This is a genomic window from Klebsiella sp. ME-303 (genome assembly GCF_007910085.1).
Taxonomy (GTDB): domain Bacteria; phylum Pseudomonadota; class Gammaproteobacteria; order Enterobacterales; family Enterobacteriaceae; genus Klebsiella; species Klebsiella michiganensis.
In genome coordinates, this window is sequence record NZ_VOJB01000072.1 from 32,392 (window position 1) to 52,326 (window position 19,935).

The window sequence follows — 19,935 nt, forward strand, 5'->3', positions numbered from 1 at the left end:
CGCTTTAAGCTACAGCTGGCCGTCTATAGCGCCACCATTGGCGTGCATTTCTTTTTGATGGGCGCCTGGCCGGCGGGAATGAGCGCCGAGCTGAATACCGTCCGCACCCTGATCTCCATGCGCACTCGCAGGCTGTGGGTGATGGCTCTGTTTATCGTGCTCACCCTGGTGCTGGGGCTGGCGAAGCTGCAGCACGCCATGGAGCTGCTGCCGATTATTGGCACCCTGGCCAGTACCTGGGCGCTCTTTCGCTGCTCGGGTCTAACCGTCCGCTGCGTCATGTGGTGTTCGACCGCCTGCTGGGTGATCCACAACTTTTGGCTGGGCTCGATCGGCGGCACCCTGATTGAAGGCAGCTTCCTGTTGATGAACGGTCTGAATATCATCCGATTCCGGCGGATGCAAAAGCGCGGTATCGATCCGTTTAAAGCGGAAAAGGCGGGGCAGAAAGAGAACCCCTCCGCGCGTTAGCGGAGGGGAGAGGAGAGATTAACTGCGCAGGGCGTTTTTTGCCAGCTGTTCGTCTTCAGCGATACAGGCGGCGGCGGTGAACAGCGCATCGGTCGAGGAGTTCAGCGCGGTTTCGCAGGAGTCCTGCAGAACGCCGATGATGAAGCCCACGGCGACCACCTGCATGGCGATATCGTTCGGGATACCAAACATATTACAGGCCAGCGGGATCAGCAGCAGCGACCCGCCCGCCACGCCGGAAGCGCCGCAGGCGCACAGCGAGGCGACCACGCTCAGCAGCAGCGCGGTCGGCAGATCGACCGGAACATTAAGCGTGTGTACGGCCGCCAGGGTCAGAACCGTGATGGTAATCGCCGCCCCGGCCATGTTAATGGTCGCGCCCAGCGGAATAGAGACCGAATAGGTATCGCGATCCAGATTCAGCTTTTCGCACAGGGCCATATTCACCGGAATGTTGGCGGCGGAGCTGCGGGTAAAGAAGGCGTATACGCCGCTTTCGCGCAGGCAGGTCATCACCAGCGGATACGGGTTGCGGCGGATTTTCCAGAACACCAGCAGCGGGTTAATCACCAGCGCCACCAGCAGCATACAGCCAACCAGCACCAGCAGCAGCTGGGCGTAGCCCCACAGGGTTTCAAAACCGGTCGTCGCCAGCGTGGAAGCGACCAGGCCGAAGATACCCAGCGGCGCAAAGCGAATCACCACTTTAACGATAAAGGTGACCGCGTGGGACATGTCGTTAATCAGATTTTTGGTGGTTTCATTGCCGTGGCGCAGCGCGAATCCTAAACCGACGGCCCATACCAGAATCCCGATATAGTTGGCGTTCAGCAGCGCGTCAATGGGGTTAGAAACCATGCTCATCAGCAGCCCGCGCAGGACTTCGACGATACCCGACGGTGGGGTGATGCTCTCTGCCGCCGCGTTCAGGTGCAGCGTTGACGGAAAGAGGAAGCTGAACAGCACCGCGGTTAACGCGGCGGCAAAAGTCCCCAGCAGATAGAGGAACAGAATCGGGCGGATGCTGGTTTTCTGCCCCTGCTGATGGTTGGCGATAGAGGCCATGACCAGCATCAGTACCAACACCGGCGCCACCGCTTTCAGCGCGCCGACGAACAGCGTACCCAGCAGTCCAACCGCCACGGCGGCCGGTTTTGAGACCGTCGCCAGCAGCACGCCGAGTACCAGACCAATTAAAATTTGTTTGACCAGACTGCCCTGAGCCAGTCGCCGTAGCAGGGTCGATCGGGGTGATGGGGTTGCCATAATTCATTCCTTCCAGTGATGTCGCTGTCCGTCCCGGCTACGTATTATTTGTAACGTTTATGTCCGGATGTAAATAGATGTTTGCCTGGTTGAGTATACGGAAAGAACGCTTCTGGGGAAGGGTAAAATGCTGTTTATCGCGCTGGGATCTTATTTTTTAACTATGTATTAACTATTTTGTGACATGAGTAAGAATAATGCGCGGCAAACGTTGCCGACCGGGTGAAACGGGTCTTCACCCGGCCGTTTACGTCTTACTGCAGCTGTTTTTTCCGATCGTTCTGCTTATTGACCCAGGCGTTGATCAGCAGCGTCAGCACCAGAATACCGCCGACCACGCCCAGCGAAATGCCGATGGGAATATGGTAAAAATCGACAATCAGCATCTTGATGCCGATAAACACCAGAATCACCGACAGGCCGTACTTCAGCATGGAGAAACGCTCCGCGACGCCCGCCAGCAGGAAATACATCGCGCGCAGGCCGAGAATCGCGAACAGGTTTGAGGTCAGCACGATAAACGGATCGGTGGTCACGGCGAAGATGGCCGGAATGCTGTCGACGGCAAAGATAACGTCGCTCAGCTCGACCAGAATCAGCACCAGCAGCAGCGGCGTGGCATAGATAACACCGTTTTTGCGGGTAAAGAAGCGTTCACCTTCGATTTTATCCGTCATGCGCAGATGATTGCGGATCCAGCGCACCAGCGGTTTATCGCCGATCCCGGAATCGTCCTCTTTCGCCAGCGCCATCTTCACGCCGGTAAACAGCAGAAATGCGCCGAAGACGTAGAGCAGCCATTCAAACTGAGAAATCAGCCAGCTGCCGGCGAAGATCATGATCGTACGCAGCACGATCGCGCCCAGTACGCCGTAAACCAGCACTCTGCGCTGTAGCGCAGGCGGAACGGCAAAGTAGCTGAACAGCATCAGCCAGACGAAGACGTTATCCACGGCCAGCGCTTTCTCGATCAGGTAGCCGGTGAGGAACGCCAGCGCTTGCGGGTCGGCCACGGCGCGACCTTCGGTCTGCACCAGATACCACCAGAAAGCGGCGTTAAACAGCAGCGAGAGGGTAACCCAGAGAATGGACCAGCCAGCGGCCTGCTTCATGGTCATGCTATGCGCACCACGCCGTCCCTGCAGCAGCAGATCGATAGCCAGCATGATGACCACGACCGCTGCGAATCCGCCCCATAACAACGGTGTGCCGACAGTATTCATTACTATTTTCCTTACATAAAAACAAAACGGCTGACGTCGGAAGACGGCAGCCGCTGCGCTTTTATGCATAGACCTCGCCTTCCGGCAAGGTCTCACTTACAACAAGAATCTGTTGCCCGGCGACCGGATGCGGTTTTTCACGCATCGTAATGACGATCGGCCGGCAAGGAAGTTACTCCCCTTTGCGCGTAACAAAGTATTACAGGTTATAAATGGCGTCAATGGAGGCCGACGGACCATTTACACAGCTTTACGCCACAGGTTGACTATCCGCCGGGAAGACCACGCCGGTCTGGCGACGAATTTCGCTCAGCAGCTTCGCCGTGATGCGGCTCACTTCCAGACCCGGATGAGCCACCTCGTTGGCTTCGACCAGGCGAGCGAACTCCTCCGCTTCATACAGCATCGTATTGATATGCTGCGGCTGGGTGAGATCCTGAGGCTTGCCGCCGCGCGGCACGAAGCACACTTTCTGGCATTCGGAGATTTTTTCGATTACCAGCGCGCCGGCTTCGCCCTGAATTTCGCTGGGGATGGCGGAATCGCTGACCTTCGAGTGGTGCAGGGTGACATCGAAATCCCCGTAGCTGAGTACGACCGTGCCCTGGCCATCGACGCCGCTCTCCAGCAGGCTGGCGGTTGCGTGCACCGCGCGGGGCTCGCCCCACAGCGCCACCGCGGAGGCCAGACAGTAAAAGCCGATATCCATGATCGAGCCGTTAGAGAAGGCCGGATTGAAGGTGTTGGGATTTTCGCCGTCGAGATAGCGCTGATAGCGGGAAGAGTACTGGCAGTAGTTAATAAAGGCTTTGCGCAGCTTGCCGATCTTGTCGAACGATTGTTTAAGCAGCAGGAAATTTGGCAGGCTGGCGGTTTTGAACGCTTCGAAGAGCACCACGTTATTTTCCCGCGCCGTTTTGATTGCGGCTTCAACTTCCTGCAGGTGCGAGGCCAGCGGTTTTTCGCAAATCACGTGCTTTTTATGGCGCAGGAACAGGCGGGTTTGCGGGAAGTGCAGCGAGTTTGGGCTGGCGATATAGATCGCGTCAACGTCAGGGCTTTGCGCTAAATCTTCCAGCGAAGTGAACAGATGTTCGACGGGATAGTCGCTGGCGAAGGCCTGGGCTTGCTCAAGGCTGCGGGAGTAGATGGCGGTGAGTTTATATTTGCCGGTTTCATGGGCGGCATCGACAAACTGCTTGGTTATCCAGTTTGTGCCAACAACTGCGAAACGTATCATAAACGTTGACGAACTCCGTAAAAGGGACCTTTCGTCACTGTAGCACGCCATCATGACAAAACCAGTGCGCTATGGCGCAGAACGCTCTAACGAAAGCTGGGTCAGCCACAGGCGGGTATCAAACTCCAGCTGATGGTACTGTGGCTCCATATGGCAGCACAGCTGATAGAACGCTTTGTTGTGCTCTTTTTCCTTCAGGTGCGCCAGCTCGTGCACCACGATCATCCGCAGAAAATCCTCCGGCGCATCGCGAAAGACGGTGGCGACGCGAATTTCGGCTTTGGCCTTCAGCTTGCCGCCCTGAACGCGGGAGATGGCGGTATGCAGGCCGAGCGCGTTGTTGAGCACGTGGATCTTGTTGTCGTACATCACCTTATTGATCGGCGCCGCGCCGCGCAGAAAGCGGGACTTCAGATCCTGGGTATACTGGTACAGCGCTTTATCGTTGTTGATATCGTGACCCTGCGGATAGCGCTTTTTCAGCACCTCGCCGAGACGGTTCTGTTCGATTAACGCGGTGACCTGCGCCAGCAGGGATTCAGGGTAGCCCTGGAGATAGGTTAAAGTGCTCATGCGGCCTGTTTGCGTAATTCAGCGACAACAGCCGCGGATTCTAGCACCCCGCGCGGGCAGGATGCCAGAAAGGCAGCGTTACTCGATTATCGCGTCTTCGACCGCCCGGTAGCTAAAGAAGTCAAACAGCGCCTCTTTACGATGCAGCATGCTATCCACGCAGGCCATGCCGACAAACGCGCCGGTAAACTCGCCATAGCGGCTGTATTCATCGGAAAAACGCGAGGTGTCGTAGACCGCGCCGATGTTGAGGTATTTTTCGCCATCCACGGACCACGAGCACTGTATCTCCCGGCCATTAATCGCCATCGCCAGATAGATTTCCCCCTCCGTAAGGCAGATTTTCTGCGGGTCGTCGTGACGCTCACCGTTGTCCATATAAATAATGGCCAGCTGCGCTGCGCCGGAGGCTTCATCCCAGGTTTTATGCAAAAACAGATAGTTCATATTGTCGTAGTAAATCGCCAGGCCCGCGCTATGCTGATAAATCTCCGGGCTGAAATCCATTTTCGTGGTGATGGTGGCGTATACCGAGGTGAGCTTTTTCGCCAGCAGGCTGACTTTATTCAGCGAGCTCAGCGATTCCTGACCGCGTAAGGCAAGGTAACCCGCTTTACGCTCAAGGCTGGTAAAGCGCTGAAAGCGGATCCTCGGCGCATAGAAGGCGTTATCCAGCGCTTGCCCATCAAAATCATCCCTGTCTGGTTTAACCGGAAACGGCTGAGAAGGCAGATTAGACTCTTCCACCTGGTGCTGAGCGAGGTTCCCCCCGGCCGCCATGCGCAGCCAGCCATCGTCGCTCCATACCATCTTTTGTATCGCCGTCTCGCGGCCCAGCGGGCAGCGCAGCGCCTGGCGGAAGGGTCTGCTGCAAAGATGAGTTAACCAGACTTCGCCCGTCGGGGTCTCGACGTAGCTGCCGTGCCCGGCTTTTTGCAGATAGGTTTGCGGATTGAAGTAGTGTGGTTTGAGATGGTCTGCGTCGTGGCGCGCGTTAAAGTTCTCCGGCCAGGAGGTGACGATGGGGTTTTGCGGATCGCCTTCATAGGGGCCGGCGACCTGCGTTGCGCGCGCCATGGTGACCGCATGGCCGTAGCCGGTGCCGCCTTCGGCGACCATCAGGTAGTAATAGTCGCCGCGGCGCGTCAAATGCGGTGCTTCAATACAGCCGCGATCGGTACCGCCGCGCCAGATCCGCTGCGGATAGCCGACAACGCTTCGCGTTTGCGGCGAATACTCCACCAGGCAAATGGCGCCCGGTTTTTCGTAACCTTCGCGGGTTTCCCACTCCAGGGAAACGATCCATTTTTTTCCGTCGGTGTCGTGCAAAATGGAGGCATCGAACCCGGCAGAGTGGAGATAAACCGGCTCACTCCACGGGCCGGTGATTTCACTGGCGGTAATAAGATAGTTATCTACATCGAAATAACGTGAATTCATGGAATTCATCACGCCATAAATAACGTAGAACAGCTTTTCCTCTTCACACCAGGTCAGGCTCGGTGCCCAAATGCCTTTGGCGGAGGGCAGCTTTTTTAAATCCGGATTATTATCATCGGTAAGAACGTGGGTAAGTAGTTGCCAATGTTTTAAATCCCTCGAATGATAAACTGGCAGACCGGGAAACCATTCAAAGGAAGAGACCGCCACATAATAATCATCGCCGCGCCGACAGATACTGGGGTCAGGATTAAAACCTTTAAAAACAGGATTCTGAATCATCGTATTTACCCTTAATGCGCAAAATATAGCGATGATTGTAAATAGGCGATAGCGACGGGGATATATAGACTCTGGCTATTTATATAATAAACGTCTACTTATCCGGTGATGCGGCTCACAAAAACGCGTTATTTCTCCGCCTGACGCCCTACGGCATCGGTGCTTCTGACTTTGTGACGGAAGGCCAGCGGGGTGTCGTTCATCATCTCTTTAAACTTGAGGCAGAAGTAGGCGCTGTCGGTGAAGCCGGCGCTTTGCGAGATATCGCTGATCTTCAGGTCGGTGTTGGTCAGTAGATTGATAGCGATATTCAGTTTGCGCAGCAGCATAAATTTTTTGAAGCTGATGCCGAAGGCGGATTTAAAGGTGCGGGAAAACCAGGATTTCGACCACCGGCAGCGGCGGGCGGCTTCTTCGGTTGTCATCTCAAAATTTTCATTTTCATCAATAGATTGCAGAAGTTCGATCAGCTCGCTCAGATAGCGATGGTTGGTGCGTTCGGTAATGGGGACGGAATCTTTCAGGCTATTAAAGGCGTGCAGCAGTACGCTCTGCATCAGGGAGCGAAACAGCGAATCGGTAAAGTCGCTGAACTCGCCGCACCAGCTCAGCAGCAGCTCCAGGCGCTCGGCTTCCTCGCCGGAAAGGTAAGCGACCGCACCGCAGTGGGCGGCGGGGAGCGACAGGTCGTATCCCTCGAGCCACTCTTTTTCGAATTGCATAAGATAACGCTTGTGGCTGGCGGCGGCCGGGAGCGTCATTTCATGGATCAGTAAGGCGGGGACAAAAATCAGAGTATTGTTTTTTATCGTAAATTTCTCATCACCAATCGAATAGCTGCCCTCCGACTCTCGGAACCACATCAGTTCGTCCATCATATGAAAATGCGGGACTACGTTTATGCCATTGAAATCGTTTATGTTATCTACCCGCAGGGTAAATAGCTCGCCGGCGCCCACGGGGATCTTTTCGAAAACGGGAGATTCATCACTCATCGAGTACACTCTTCTTATATTTAACAGGATGATTTATACATAATCGGTAAGCCCTAAGCAATAACGTACAGAGGACAAATATTAACGATCTTTCTGGCGGAGGCGCGATGAACACTGCCCGTATCAGTATTAAAGAAAAATTTAGCTATGGGTTAGGGGATACCGGCTGTAATTTAGTCTGGCAGACGGTGATGCTGTTTATGGCCTGGTTTTATACCGACGTATTTGGTTTAAGTCCGGCGCATATGGGGACCATGTTTCTCGCAGTCAGGGTATTAGATGCGGTCACCGATGTATTAATGGGGGCGGTGGCGGATCGTACCCGGACTAAATATGGGCAATTCCGCCCTTATATTTTATGGTTCGCGATTCCTTTTGGCGTACTTTGCTGCTTAACGTTTTATACGCCGGATTTCGGCTATACCGGCAAGCTGATTTACGCCTATGTTTCTTATACCTTATTATCGCTGGTCTATACGGCGATTAACGTTCCGTATTGCGCGATGATCAATAATATCTCTAACGATTCCCGCGAGCGCGTTTCGCTTCAGTCCTGGCGCTTTGCGCTCAGTACGCTCGGCGGTCTGATTGTCTCGCTGACCGCGCTGCCGCTGGTGGCCTGGCTGGGTCAGGGTAATGTGCAAAACGGCTATTTTTACACCATGATTGTGATGGGTTGCCTGAGCATCATTCTGTTCTTTATCTGCTTCGGCCTGACGAAAGAGCGCTACACCACGGATATCGCGGTCAACAATCAAAGCAGCATTCTTGATGATCTGAAAACCCTGCTCGCCAACAAGGACTGGCGCATTCTCTTCGCGCTCAACGTCGTTAACCTGATTGCGGTGCTGTTTAAAGGCGGGACCACGCTCTATTACGTCAACAATATTATGGGGCGGGCGGATCTGGGCAGCCTGCTGCTGACCACCACCCTGGCTTCCGGCGTGCTGGGGGCGATGCTCTCCCCGTTTATCTTTAAAAATATTGATAAAGTGAAAGGGTTTAAAATCTCGATGGCCATCGAGGCGGCGCTGCTGATAGGCATGTACTTCGTCCCGGCGGGGAACGTGGCCGCTATCTTTGCGCTGGTGATTATCATCAATATTATTCAGCTGGCCGCCACGCCGCTGCAGTGGAGCATGCTGTCCGATATTATCGATGCGGAAGAGAAACGCAGCGGTAAAAAACTCAGCGGGATCGTTTTTTCAACAAACCTGTTTGCCATCAAGCTGGGGATCGCCATCGGCGGCGCGCTGGTGGGCTATATGCTGGCATGGGGCGACTACGTTGGCGGCGCAGCGCAGCAAACCGACTCCGCGCTGCAGATGATCGCGCTGCTGTTCACCGTCTTCCCCGGGGTACTGGTGGCGCTGCTGATTGTTATCATGAGCAAGTACAGCCTGGACGATAAACGCCTGTCGCGCCTGGCGCAGGACGACCTCCCGGCGTAACGGACCGTCGCCCGGCAGATGGAGATAATCGGCGCATCTCTATTCTACTGGGCGAAGTTTGCGTATAAACTCGCGGGTTTTAGAGTTCCGGAGGCACAAAGGCGATGAGCCAGGTAGAGTTAAACGGTGAGTTATTCACATTAGAGCGGTTCCCGCCGAATGCTGAAGAGGAAGCGCTTCAGGCGTGGGAAGCGGCGGATGAATATCTGCTGCAACAGGTGAATGACGTCGACGGCCTGACGCTCATTTTCAATGACAGCTTTGGCGCGCTGGGCTGCGCGCTGGCGGAACGCAACCCGGTCAGCATCAACGATTCCTACGTATCTGAGCTGGCGACCCGCTACAACCTGCGGATGAACGGCATTGATGAAGAGAGCGTACGTTTTCAGGATCCCCTGAGCGAACTGCCTGCCGCGCCGGCGCTGGTGCTCATTAAGGTTCCGAAGCAGCTGGCGCTGCTGGAGCAGCAGCTGCGCGCGCTGCGCGAGGTTGTCACGCCGGAAACCCGTATCATCGCCGCCGCGAAAGCGCGGGATGTCCACAATTCCACCCTGGCGCTGTTTGAGAAGATCCTCGGCACCACCACCACATCGCTGGCATGGAAAAAGGCGCGGCTGATTTTCTGTACCTTTACCGCGCCTGAGGTGGCCGATGCGCCGCAAACCTACAGCTGGCCGCTGGACGGTACGCCGTGGACGATTCACAACCACGCCAACGTGTTCGCCCGCAGCGGCCTTGATATTGGCGCGCGCTTCTTCCTGGAGCATCTGCCGGCAAATATTGAAGGCGAGATCGCCGATCTTGGCTGCGGCAACGGCGTGATTGGCCTGAAAGCGCTGGCTTTAAACCCGGACGCCCGGGTGATGTTTACCGATGAGTCCTATATGGCGGTCGCTTCCAGCCGGCTGAACGTCGAAACCAATATGCCGGATGACCTCGAGCGCTGCGAGTTTGTGGTGAATAACGCGCTGTCCGATATTGAGCCGGACCGCTTCGCCGCCATCCTCTGCAACCCGCCGTTTCATCAGCAGCATGCGATCACCGATCATATTGCCTGGCAGATGTTTAACGACGCCCGCCGCAGCCTGAAGTACGGCGGCGAGCTGTATGTCGTCGGCAACCGCCATCTCGATTATTTCCGCAAGCTGAAGCGCGCGTTCGGTAACTGCACGACGATCGCCACCAATAATAAATTTGTGGTGTTGAAAGCGACAAAGATGCGCAAACAGCGTTGAGCGTTATCGGCTTTCCCGGTTTCCCCGGCTTGCGGCTGACGCCTTAGCCGGGCTACCGGCTGACGCCTTAGTCGGGCTACCGGCTGACGCCTTAGTCGGGCTACCGGCTGACGCCTTAGCCGGGCTACCGGCTGATACCTTAGTCGGACTACCGGCCGGGTTTTCTTTCCCTAAATCGACAGCGCCAGCCGGGTGCCCTGAGCGATTGCCCGCCGGGCATCCAGCTCCATCGCCACGTCGCAGCCGCCAATCAAATGCACCGTTTTACCCGCCGCCTGCAGCGGATCGGCCAGCTCGCGGCGGGGATCCTGACCGGCGCAGATAATCACATGATCAACGTTAAGCACCTGAGATTCGCCGCCGATCGTCACATGAAGGCCGGCATCATCGATCCGTTGATAGCTGACGCCGGGGATCATTTTGACGCCGCGGGCCAGCAGGGTAGCGCGATGGATCCAGCCGGTAGTTTTCCCCAGCCCGTCGCCGGGCTTGCTGGTTTTGCGCTGGAGCATCACGATCTGGCGCGGGCTTTTAGCCAGCTGCATCCCCTCCGGGCGTAATCCGCCCGCGCTCTGCAGGCTGGTATCGATCCCCCATTCCGCACAGAACTCGTCGATATTCTGGCTGGTGGCGATGCCGGACTGGCTGAGGTACATAGCGGTATCAAAGCCGATCCCGCCGCAGCCGATAATCGCCACCTTCTCGCCGACCGGCGCTTTATCACGCAGGACATCGAGGTAGCTCAGCACCTTCGGATGATCGATCCCGGCGATATCCGGCATCCGCGGGGCGATCCCGGTGGCGAGGATAATCTCATCAAATGCCCGCAGATCGTCGGCCGTCACCCGGGTTTTAAGCCGCAGCGCGACGCCGGTAAGATCCAGCATCCGGCGGTAATAACGCAGAGTCTCATGGAACTCCTCTTTGCCGGGGATCTGTTTGGCGATAGTAAACTGGCCGCCAATCTCATGGTGCCCGTCAAAGAGCGTCACCTGATGCCCGCGCGAGGCGGCGTTAACGGCAAAGGCCAGGCCGGCAGGACCGGCGCCGACTACCGCCAGCCGCTTCGGTGCGGTCGCGGGCGCTATCGGCATCAGGGTTTCATGGCAGGCGCGCGGGTTGACCAGACACGAGGTGACTTTACCGGCGAAGATCCGATCGAGGCAGGCCTGGTTGCAGCCAATACAGGTATTGATCTCATCCGCCCGCCCGCTCTGTGCTTTAGAGAGAAATTCGCTGTCGGCGAGGAAAGGGCGGGCCATCGATACCATGTCGGCGTCTCCGCGGGCCAGGATCGCCTCCGCCACGGCGGGATCGTTAATCCGGTTGGTGGTGACCAGCGGGATCGACACCGCGCCTTTCAGCTTGCGGGTGACCCAGCTAAACGCGCCGCGCGGTACCGGAGTGGCGATGGTGGGAATGCGCGCCTCGTGCCAGCCGATGCCGGTATTGATAATCGTGGCCCCGGCGGCCTCAATCGCTTTCGCCAGCGCGGTGACCTCCGCCAGGGTGCTGCCGCCGCTGACCAGGTCGAGCATCGACAGGCGGTAGACAATAATAAAATCGCTGCCCGCGCGCTCCCGCACGGCTCTGACCACCTCTACGGCAAAACGCATGCGTCGGGCGTAGTCGCCGCCCCACTGGTCGTCGCGCAGGTTGGTGCGCGCGGCAAGAAATTCGTTAATCAGATAGCCTTCCGAGCCCATCACTTCGACGCCGTCGTACCCGGCTTCCCGCGCCAGCTGGGCGCAGCGGGCAAAATCATCGATCAGCTGTAAGATCTCTTCGTGGCTCAGTTCGTGAGGCGTAAAGGGGTTGATCGGCGCCTGCAGCGCGGAAGGAGCCACCAGCTGCGGCTGGTAGCTGTAGCGCCCGGTATGCAGGATCTGCAGCGCGATTTTGCCGCCCTCCTCGTGTACCGCATCGGTGATATGGCGGTGATGAGCGAGATGGCTGGCGTCGTTAAGCACCGCGCCGCCCGCCATGGTGACGCCGGAAGGCGCCGGGGCAATCCCGCCGGTGACGATCAGCGCCACCCCGTGGCGGGCGCGCTCGGCGTAAAACGCCGCCAGCCGCTGTGCGCCGTCCGGCAGCTCCTCCAGGCCAGTGTGCATCGAGCCCATCAACACGCGGTTTTTGAGCGTTGTGAACCCCAGGTCAAGCGGGGCGAAAAGCGACGGGTAGCGGCTCATAATCTCTTCCAGTGTAAAATTATTGTTATGTGGTCGGATGAGTTACTAATTTAGCCGCCGCGGGCGAAAAGGGAAAAGGGGAGTGCGGCGATTGTGATGGGATTCAAAGAACGGCGGAAGGTTCTCCCTTACCCCGGCCCTCTCCCTCCGGGAGAGGGAGAAGGGCGGAATGGCGCCGGGGCCAGTTATGCCCGGACGGTTTCTTCTCCTGTAGGGGAGAGGCTTAGGGTGAGGGGGCAACAGGGGCACGGCGCGTCAGCCCCGGCGCCTGCCACATCGAGGTCGTTAATCCGCTGTCCACCAGACCGAGCTGCTCGGCGTACACCGACTGCCATTTGATCATCATCTCGTGATACAGCTCGCGATGCGCCGGATTGGGCGTAAATTCCCGGTGCCAGCTCACCAGCTTCTCGCCCGTCGCCGCCATATCGCCGTACAGCCCGGCACCGGTGCCGGCGGCGATCGCGCAGCCCAGCGCCGTCGCCTCGCGGACCTCCGGCACCCGCACCGGGAGGCCGGTGACATCGCTGAGGATCTGGCTCCACAGCGCGCCTTTTGAGCCCCCGCCCGCAAAGACCAGGCTGTCAAACTGCACGCCGGAAAACTGCGAAATTTGCGCCAGATTACAGGCAGAGACAATCGCCGCGTTCTCTTCCAGCGCGCGGAAGAGGGTGGCCTTATTGCATTTTTCCGGGTCGATGGAGAGGTTAATAAACGATGGTGCAGCGTGGTACCACTGCTTAAAGTGCATGGCGTCAGAGAAGATCGGCATCACCCCGTGGGAACCCGCCGGCACGCGGCTGGCCATCTCTTCGAGCAGGCTGTAGGCGTCGACGCCGAGGCGCCCGGCAATCAGCTTCTCCTCCGCGCAGAACGCGTCGCGGAACCAGCGCATGGTCAGGCCGGTGAAGAAGCTGATGGACTCCGCCTGCGCCATGCCGGGAATGACGTGCGGGTTAACGCGAATATTCATCTCCGGGTCAGTTCGGACTTCCGGCAAATTAACCACCTGCTGCCAGAAAGTGCCGCCGAGCACCGCCGTCTGCCCGGCGCGCACCACGCCGAGGCCCAGGCAGCCGAGCTGGACGTCGCCGCCGCCCATCACCACCGGCGTGCCCGCGCGCAGCCCGCTTTGCGCCGCCGCCGCGTCGGTCACCGCTCCCAGTACGCTGCCGGTCTCTTTGACCGGCGAGAGAATATCGGCCCGCAGCCCGGCCATATCCAGCAGCGCCGGGCGCCAGTCGCGGCTGAAGAGATCGAGCATGCCGGTCGTTCCGGCGTTAGAAGGGTCAACCGCCAGTTCGCCGGAAAGCTTTGCCGCCAGCCAGTCGCTGATCATGGTGATGGTCGCCGCTTTGCGGTAGATATCCGGGCGATGATGGGCCAGCCACAGCAGGCGCGGCATGGCGCTCAGCGCCAGGGTCTGCCCGGACACGCCGTACACTTCGGATTCAAAACGGTCGTCGTGGATCTCTTTGAGCTCCGCCACCTCGCGGCTGGCGCGGGCGTCAACGTTGGCGCAGGCCCAGATGGCCTCGCCGTTGCGGTCGTAAAGCACGATGCCTTCACGCATCGAGCAGCAGGCTACGGACTGAATATCCGCCGCAGAGAGATGGGCGGCGGCCAGCGCCTGACGGATACACTGACAGGCCAGCTGCCAGTTGGTGCCAAGATCGAACTCCATCGAGCCGGGGACATTGTCCACGCTCAGGTGCTTCCATTCGGCCTGGCCGACCGCCATCTGGCGGCCCTGGAGATTGAATACGACCGCCCGAATGCTGCCGGTCCCGGCATCTAACGCTAACAGGTAACTCATGACATGCGCCTCGCTCGTGTTGCGCGGCGCAGGGCCGTTATGAGGCCAGCGTCAGCACCGCGCGTGCTGTTGTCTCTTCCGTTACCAGGCCATTAATCCGCTTGCCGATAAGGGCCGCGTAAATCGCCTGCGCTTTTTCTGTGCCCCCGGCGACGCCCACGATGGTCGGCAGCTGCGCCAGTTCATCAAGGGTGACGCCGAGCAGTTCCCGATGGATCTCCAGCCCTTCAACCGGTTTGCCGTCGGCCTGCAGGAAATAACCTAAAATGTCGCCGACCGCGCCTTTGCGGGCGTACATTAGCTGTTCGCCTTCGCTGATATAGCCGGAGCGCAGGATGGTGGCGTCCCGGCGCTGGTCAATGGCGCCGATACCTACCACCGCCGCATCCGCCGCCGTCGCGGCCAGGATCACGTCGCGGACGCTCGATTCCCGGCGCAGGATCTCCGCCACATCCGCCGATGACACCCGCAGCGGCGCGGGGATCATGCTGACGCTACAGGCGGCATCCAGCTGGCCAATGCCGGTCATATACGGGCCCACGCCGCCGGAAAGCGTCACCAGCCGAACCTGCTGGGAGCCGATAAACCCGCTCAGGTGCTGCAGGCAGCTCATGGTGGCTTCGCCAAAGCCCACCGCCAGCAGCTGTCCCGGCTCCAGCACGCCCATTAACGATTGCGCCGCGCCAATCCCCAGGCGGGTGTTCATCGGCGGGGTATTCAGCGCCGGCAGCACGCGGGCAATTTTCAGACCGAAACGCTGCTGAAGTTCGGTTTCCAGCGCCAGGCAGCCCTCATAGCGCGAATTAATCTGGACGCGGATCACCCCCGACTGGCGGCCCTTCTCCAGCAGGCGGGAGATCTTTAACCGCGGCAGCCCTAAACGCTCGCCGATGTCGTTCTGCGTCAGTCCGTCGTGGTAGTAACACCACGCCACCCGCGCCACCAGCTCCTCCTCGGCTAACGCCAGCCCGGCGTAGCGGCTCTCTTCCGTAATGCGTTTTTCGCTCATAAATTGAACTCTTATAAAAATTTAGATCATATGTTCGTTATTGCGCGGTCGGAAAATGTGAGCCGACTGGCAAAACGGATCTTTCGTTGTCCGCTGGTTTTCTTCAAACGATCGAAAGCATAAAACTGTGATCGTTGCACGGTTGTAAATATAGTTCACCGTCTACGCTTTTGAACATTATTAATTTAAAAAATCTTTTGTTCAAAATGAGGCGCGATGATGAAGCCACTGCTTGAAGCTCGCCAAATCGGCAAACAGTTCTCCGGCGTCACCGTGCTGAAGCAGATTGATTTCACGCTGCTTTCCGGCCAGGTGCACGCGCTGATGGGCGGTAACGGCGCCGGAAAATCGACGCTGATGAAGATTATCGCCGGGGTAGAGACCCCCGACAGCGGTGAGCTCATCCTCGGCGAACGTACATTTGCGCGCCTTACTCCCGCCCAGGCCCATCAGCAGGGCGTGTATCTGGTGCCGCAGGAACCAATGTTATTCCCCAATCTGACGGTGCGGGAAAATATTCTTTTTCGTCTGCCAAAGCGGGCGGATACCGAGGCCCGCCTGCAGGAAAAGCTTCAGCAGCTTAGCTGCCAGCTTAACCTTGAGGCGGCGGCCAGCACCCTGGAAGTCGCCGACCAACAAATGGTGGAGATCCTGCGCGGGCTGATGCGCGACGCGCAGATCCTGATCCTCGATGAACCCACCGCCTCATTGACGCCGGGGGAAACCGAGCGCCTGTTTCGCCAGATCCGCTCTTTGCAGGCGCTCGGCGTCGGGATCGTGTTTATCTCGCACAAGCTGCCGGAGATCCGCCAGGTCGCCAGCCACGTCTCGGTGATGCGCGACGGCGCGGTGGTGCTGAGCGGGGAAACCGCGCACTACGGCGACAATCAGCTGATCGGCGCAATGACGCCCGTCAGCCGCGATCGTGCGCTGAGCGACACGCAAAAGCTGTGGCTGGCGCTGCCGGGCAATCGCCGCACTCAGGCGCAGGATTTCCCGGTCCTTAGGGTTGAAGATCTGACCGGAGAAGGTTTTATCGATCTCAACCTGGAGATCCGCGCCGGGGAGATCGTCGGCCTCGCCGGGCTGGTCGGATCCGGGCGCACCGAATTTGCCGAAACGCTCTACGGTCTGCGACCGGCGCGCGCCGGGCGGGTATGGCTGGAAAACCGCGATATCAGCCGCGACAGTACGCGCGCCAGGCTGGCCTGCGGGCTGGTCTATCTGCCGGAGGACAGGCAGGTTTCCGGGCTGTTTCTCGATGCGCCGGTGCGCTGGAACACGGTGATGTTTAACCAGCCGTCGCTGTGGCAGCAGAACAGGCGCGAAGCGGCGGTGGTGGAGCGCTATCACCGGGCGCTGGGGATCAAAATGGCCGATGGCGATCGCCCGGTGCGCACGCTCTCCGGCGGTAACCAGCAGAAGGTACTGCTGGCGCGCTGCCTGGAGGCTAACCCGCTGCTGCTGATCGTCGATGAGCCGACCCGCGGCGTGGACGTTTCCGCCCGCGCCGACATCTATCAGCTGTTGAAAAGCGTCGCCGCGCAGAACGTGGCGGTATTGATGATCTCCAGCGATCTCGACGAGTTCGTTGGCCTGGCCGATCGGGTGCTGGTGATGCATCAGGGCAGGCAGAGCGGCGAGCTGGCGCAGCAGGCGGTCAGCGTTGACCGGATGATGACCCTGGCCTTCGGAGGACAGGCATGAAAACGTTATTAAAGAATCGTGAACTGAGCGCCTTTCTCGCCATCGTGGTGCTGTTTGCCGGGCTGGTGGCGCTCAACCCGGCTTATTTCAGTTTGCAAACCCTGGCCATGATCTTTGCCAGCGCGCAGATCCTTTGCCTGCTGGCACTGGGGGCGACGCTGGTGATGCTGACCCGCAATATAGACGTTTCGGTAGGCTCCACCGTCGGCCTGAGCGCTATCGCGACAGGCGTGGCACTGAATAGCGGGTATGGCCTGATGACCGCCATCGCCTTCGCGCTGGCGATCGGCGCGCTGGCCGGCGCCTTTAACGGCCTGCTGGTGGTGGGGCTGCGCATCCCGGCGATTGTCGCCACCCTCGGCACCCTCGGGCTTTATCGCGGGGTGATGCTGCTGTGGACCGGCGGTAAGTGGATTGAAGGCTTGCCGAACAGCCTGAAGGCGCTGTCGGAACCGGCGTTCATCGGTATTTCGCCGCTGGGCTGGCTGGTGCTGGCGCTGCTGCTGGCGGGCGGCTGGATACTGTCGCGCACCGCCTTTGGCCGTGATTTTTACGCCGTCGGCGATAACCTCGCCGCGGCCCGCCAGCTCGGGGTGGCGGTGAACCGCACGCGGATGCTGGCATTTACCCTTAACGGCATGCTGGCGGCCTGCGCCGGGATTGTGTTCGCCGCGCAGATTGGCTTTGTGCCCAATCAGACCGGCAGCGGCCTGGAGATGAAGGCCATCGCCGCCTGCGTGCTCGGCGGGATCTCGTTGCTTGGCGGTACCGGCACGCTGCTGGGCGCTTTTCTCGGCGCCTTCTTCCTCACCCAAATTGACACCGTGCTGGTGCTGTTCCGTCTCCCGGCGTGGTGGAACGACTTCATCGCCGGCCTGGTGCTGCTCGGCGTACTGGTGCTCGACGGGCGTCTGCGTCAGGCGCTGGCCCGCCATCAGCGGGCGCTGAAGTACAGCCGCTTTCAGCCCGGTAATAAAGGGGGCAAGCGCGTGGCCCCGTTTCCCGAACGCAAAAACAAAGAGGTGGCGTAAATGAAGCTCAACTGGGAAAGCGCGCTGCTGGCGCTACTGGTGCTGGAGATCCTGCTGTTTGGCGCCCTGAATCCGCGCATGCTGGATCTCAATATGCTGCTGTTCAGCACCAGCGACTTTATCTGCATTGGCATCGTGGCGCTGCCGCTGACGCTGGTAATTATCAGCGGCGGGATTGATATTTCGCTCGGTTCCACCATCGGCCTGTGCGCCATCGCGCTGGGGGTGATGATGCAGGCGGGCTGGCCCATGAGTCTCGCGATCCCCCTGACGCTGCTGCTCGGCCTGCTGTGCGGGTTGCTGAACGCGGCGCTGATTCATTACACCGGCATTAGCCCGCTGGTGATTACGCTTGGCACCCTTTACCTCTACGGCGGCGGCGCGCTGCTGCTTTCTGGCATGGCCGGGGCAACCGGCTACGAAGGCATCGGCGGATTCCCGGATAGCTTTACCGCCTTCGCCAACCTGACCCTGTTCGGCCTGCCGATACCGCTGGTGCTGTTCGCCGTTATCACCTTTTTCTTCTGGCTGCTGGCCCACCGCGGGCGCTTTGGGCGGCACCTTTTTCTGCTCGGGCAGAACCCGCGCGCCGCGCGCTACGCCGCGCTTTCCGTTAACGGGATGCCCTACGCGCTGTATGGCCTGGTGGGCGTGGCGTCGGCGGTAGCGGCGCTGGTGATGGTCTCCTATTTCGGCTCGGCGCGCTCGGACTTAGGCCGCGACCTGCTGATGCCGGCGCTGACCGCCGCGGTGCTCGGCGGGGCCAATATCTACGGCGGTTCCGGCTCGATCGTCGGCACGGCGCTGGCCGCGCTGCTGGTGGGCTATTTACAACAAGGTTTGCAAATGGTCGGCATCCCCAACCAGGTGTCGAGCGCGCTGTCAGGGGCGCTGTTGGTTGTGGTGGTGATGGGGCGTTCGCTGAGCCTGCACCGTGAATGGGTGCGGATGAGCTGGCGGCGTCTTTTCTCGCGTAAAACAATCGGAGCATAAAATGAAAACAAAACTGATCGTGCTGGCGATGGCGCTGGGTATGGCATCGGCCCAGGCGGCGGACCGTATCGCCTTTATTCCTAAGCTGGTTGGCGTCGGCTTCTTTACCAGCGGCGGTAACGGCGCGAAAGAGGCGGGCAAAGCGCTCGGCGTGGACGTCACCTACGACGGCCCGACCGAACCGAGCGTCTCCGGGCAGGTGCAGCTGATCAACAACTTCGTCAACCAGGGCTACAACGCGATTATCGTTTCCGCCGTATCGCCGGACGGGCTGTGCCCGGCGCTGAAGCGGGCGATGCAGCGCGGGGTGAAGGTCCTGACCTGGGACTCCGATACCAAACCAGAGTGCCGCAGCATCTATATCAACCAGGGGACGCCGCAGCAGCTCGGCGGCCTGCTGGTGGAGATGGCGGAAAAGCAGGTGACGAAGCCTGGCGCCAAAGTGGCGTTTTTCTACTCCAGCCCGACGGTGACCGACCAGAACCAGTGGGTAAAAGAGGCGAAGTCCAAAATCGAAAAAGCGCATCCGCAGTGGGAAGTGGTGACCACGCAGTTTGGCTATAACGACGCCACTAAATCGCTGCAAACCGCCGAGGGGATCTTAAAAGCGTACCCGGATCTCGACGCCATTATCGCCCCGGACGCCAACGCGCTTCCGGCGGCTGCCCAGGCGGCAGAGAATCTCAAGCGCCAGGGCGTGGCGATTGTCGGCTTTAGTACCCCGAACGTGATGCGCCCCTACGTGGAGCGCGGCACGGTAAAAGCCTTCGGCCTGTGGGACGTGGTGCAGCAGGGCAAGATCGCGGTTAACGTCGCCGATCGTCTGCTGAAAAAGGGCGATCTTAACGTCGGCGACAGCGTTGATGTGAAAGATCTCGGCGCCCTGAAAGTCGAGCCCAACAGCGTGCAGGGCTATCAGTATGAAGCGAAAGGCAACGGCATCGTGCTGCTGCCGGAGCGGGTGGTGTTCACCAAAGAGAATATCAATAACTACGATTTCTGATGGAGGAT

General features: G+C 59.0%; 16 protein-coding genes. 7 read left to right on the forward strand and 9 right to left on the reverse strand.

The window, feature by feature from the left end:
• A partial coding sequence (locus tag FQK12_RS10930) for a YgjV family protein (RefSeq protein ID WP_146295718.1) occupies positions 1-471 on the forward strand: 471 nt, incomplete at its 5' end.
• A gap of 18 nt (positions 472-489) precedes the next feature.
• On the opposite strand, the gene sstT is transcribed toward FQK12_RS10930, so the two are convergent.
• The 6 genes from sstT to FQK12_RS10960 form a co-directional block, all read right to left on the reverse strand.
• A complete protein-coding gene (gene sstT, locus FQK12_RS10935) occupies positions 490-1,737 on the reverse strand; it encodes a serine/threonine transporter SstT (protein ID WP_004105963.1) in 1,248 nt (415 codons plus the stop codon).
• Positions 1,738-1,991: 254 nt separating this feature from the next.
• The gene (locus tag FQK12_RS10940; RefSeq protein ID WP_014226933.1) at positions 1,992-2,960 is read right to left on the reverse strand and encodes a TerC family protein; all 969 of its coding nucleotides are present in this window, start codon (positions 2,958-2,960) and stop codon (positions 1,992-1,994) included.
• A gap of 250 nt (positions 2,961-3,210) precedes the next feature.
• A complete protein-coding gene (locus tag FQK12_RS10945) occupies positions 3,211-4,200 on the reverse strand; it encodes a Gfo/Idh/MocA family protein (protein ID WP_014226932.1) in 990 nt (329 codons plus the stop codon).
• Positions 4,201-4,269: 69 nt separating this feature from the next.
• The gene (locus tag FQK12_RS10950) at positions 4,270-4,773 is read right to left on the reverse strand and encodes a M48 family metallopeptidase (protein WP_014226931.1); all 504 of its coding nucleotides are present in this window, start codon (positions 4,771-4,773) and stop codon (positions 4,270-4,272) included.
• A 78-nt stretch (positions 4,774-4,851) separates the two neighbouring features.
• Complete coding sequence (locus tag FQK12_RS10955; protein ID WP_014226930.1) at positions 4,852-6,495, reverse strand: glycoside hydrolase family 43 protein; 1,644 nt, start codon at positions 6,493-6,495, stop codon at positions 4,852-4,854.
• 128 nt (positions 6,496-6,623) lie between these two features.
• Positions 6,624-7,490: a helix-turn-helix domain-containing protein gene (locus tag FQK12_RS10960; protein WP_014226929.1), complete on the reverse strand. Its 867-nt coding sequence runs from the start codon at positions 7,488-7,490 to the stop codon at positions 6,624-6,626.
• 107 nt (positions 7,491-7,597) lie between these two features.
• On the opposite strand from FQK12_RS10960, the gene FQK12_RS10965 reads away from it, so the two are divergent.
• Both FQK12_RS10965 and rlmG read left to right on the forward strand, forming a co-directional pair.
• Positions 7,598-8,941, forward strand: a complete 1,344-nt coding sequence (locus FQK12_RS10965) for a glycoside-pentoside-hexuronide (GPH):cation symporter (protein WP_004854424.1) — start codon at positions 7,598-7,600, stop codon at positions 8,939-8,941.
• A 104-nt stretch (positions 8,942-9,045) separates the two neighbouring features.
• A complete protein-coding gene (gene rlmG, locus FQK12_RS10970; RefSeq protein WP_014226928.1) occupies positions 9,046-10,176 on the forward strand; it encodes a 23S rRNA (guanine(1835)-N(2))-methyltransferase RlmG in 1,131 nt (376 codons plus the stop codon).
• 170 nt (positions 10,177-10,346) lie between these two features.
• On the opposite strand, the gene FQK12_RS10975 is transcribed toward rlmG, so the two are convergent.
• The 3 genes from FQK12_RS10975 to lsrR all read right to left on the reverse strand — a co-directional run bounded on the left by FQK12_RS10975 (position 10,347) and on the right by lsrR (position 15,193).
• Positions 10,347-12,368, reverse strand: coding sequence for an NADPH-dependent 2,4-dienoyl-CoA reductase (locus FQK12_RS10975; protein WP_014226927.1), 2,022 nt, complete (start codon positions 12,366-12,368; stop codon positions 10,347-10,349).
• A 223-nt stretch (positions 12,369-12,591) separates the two neighbouring features.
• Entirely contained in the window at positions 12,592-14,184 is a 1,593-nt protein-coding gene (gene lsrK, locus FQK12_RS10980) for an autoinducer-2 kinase (protein WP_014226926.1), read from the reverse strand.
• A gap of 37 nt (positions 14,185-14,221) precedes the next feature.
• Complete coding sequence (lsrR, locus tag FQK12_RS10985; RefSeq protein ID WP_004105944.1) at positions 14,222-15,193, reverse strand: transcriptional regulator LsrR; 972 nt, start codon at positions 15,191-15,193, stop codon at positions 14,222-14,224.
• Positions 15,194-15,412: 219 nt separating this feature from the next.
• Between lsrR and lsrA the strand changes: the two genes are divergently transcribed.
• The 4 genes from lsrA to lsrB are packed head-to-tail and all read left to right on the forward strand — an operon-like array spanning position 15,413 to position 19,927.
• Entirely contained in the window at positions 15,413-16,900 is a 1,488-nt protein-coding gene (gene lsrA / locus FQK12_RS10990) for an autoinducer 2 ABC transporter ATP-binding protein LsrA (protein WP_014226925.1), read from the forward strand.
• Positions 16,897-17,931 carry an autoinducer 2 ABC transporter permease LsrC gene (gene lsrC, locus FQK12_RS10995; RefSeq protein ID WP_014226924.1) on the forward strand — a complete coding sequence of 345 codons (1,035 nt, stop codon included), beginning with the start codon at positions 16,897-16,899 and terminating at the stop codon, positions 17,929-17,931. Before lsrA ends, lsrC begins: the two co-directional genes overlap by 4 nt.
• The gene (lsrD, locus tag FQK12_RS11000; protein WP_014226923.1) at positions 17,932-18,924 is read left to right on the forward strand and encodes an autoinducer 2 ABC transporter permease LsrD; all 993 of its coding nucleotides are present in this window, start codon (positions 17,932-17,934) and stop codon (positions 18,922-18,924) included. It begins immediately after the preceding gene.
• 1 nt (position 18,925) lies between these two features.
• Positions 18,926-19,927, forward strand: a complete 1,002-nt coding sequence (gene lsrB, locus FQK12_RS11005; RefSeq protein WP_014226922.1) for an autoinducer 2 ABC transporter substrate-binding protein LsrB — start codon at positions 18,926-18,928, stop codon at positions 19,925-19,927.
• The last annotated feature ends 8 nt before the right edge of the window (positions 19,928-19,935 follow it).

Excerpts from the sequence above, each read along its gene's own strand:
- sstT (WP_004105963.1), bottom strand. The coding sequence starts at position 1,737 with ATGGCAACCCCATCACCCCGATCGACCCTGCTACGGCGACTGGCTCAG.
- FQK12_RS10940 (WP_014226933.1), bottom strand. The coding sequence starts at position 2,960 with ATGAATACTGTCGGCACACCGTTGTTATGGGGCGGATTCGCAGCGGTC.
- FQK12_RS10945 (WP_014226932.1), bottom strand. The coding sequence starts at position 4,200 with ATGATACGTTTCGCAGTTGTTGGCACAAACTGGATAACCAAGCAGTTT.
- FQK12_RS10950 (WP_014226931.1), bottom strand. The coding sequence starts at position 4,773 with ATGAGCACTTTAACCTATCTCCAGGGCTACCCTGAATCCCTGCTGGCG.
- FQK12_RS10955 (WP_014226930.1), bottom strand. The coding sequence starts at position 6,495 with ATGATTCAGAATCCTGTTTTTAAAGGTTTTAATCCTGACCCCAGTATC.
- FQK12_RS10960 (WP_014226929.1), bottom strand. The coding sequence starts at position 7,490 with ATGAGTGATGAATCTCCCGTTTTCGAAAAGATCCCCGTGGGCGCCGGC.
- FQK12_RS10965 (WP_004854424.1), top strand. The coding sequence starts at position 7,598 with ATGAACACTGCCCGTATCAGTATTAAAGAAAAATTTAGCTATGGGTTA.
- rlmG (WP_014226928.1), top strand. The coding sequence starts at position 9,046 with ATGAGCCAGGTAGAGTTAAACGGTGAGTTATTCACATTAGAGCGGTTC.
- FQK12_RS10975 (WP_014226927.1), bottom strand. The coding sequence starts at position 12,368 with ATGAGCCGCTACCCGTCGCTTTTCGCCCCGCTTGACCTGGGGTTCACA.
- lsrK (WP_014226926.1), bottom strand. The coding sequence starts at position 14,184 with ATGAGTTACCTGTTAGCGTTAGATGCCGGGACCGGCAGCATTCGGGCG.
- lsrR (WP_004105944.1), bottom strand. The coding sequence starts at position 15,193 with ATGAGCGAAAAACGCATTACGGAAGAGAGCCGCTACGCCGGGCTGGCG.
- lsrA (WP_014226925.1), top strand. The coding sequence starts at position 15,413 with ATGAAGCCACTGCTTGAAGCTCGCCAAATCGGCAAACAGTTCTCCGGC.
- lsrC (WP_014226924.1), top strand. The coding sequence starts at position 16,897 with ATGAAAACGTTATTAAAGAATCGTGAACTGAGCGCCTTTCTCGCCATC.
- lsrD (WP_014226923.1), top strand. The coding sequence starts at position 17,932 with ATGAAGCTCAACTGGGAAAGCGCGCTGCTGGCGCTACTGGTGCTGGAG.
- lsrB (WP_014226922.1), top strand. The coding sequence starts at position 18,926 with ATGAAAACAAAACTGATCGTGCTGGCGATGGCGCTGGGTATGGCATCG.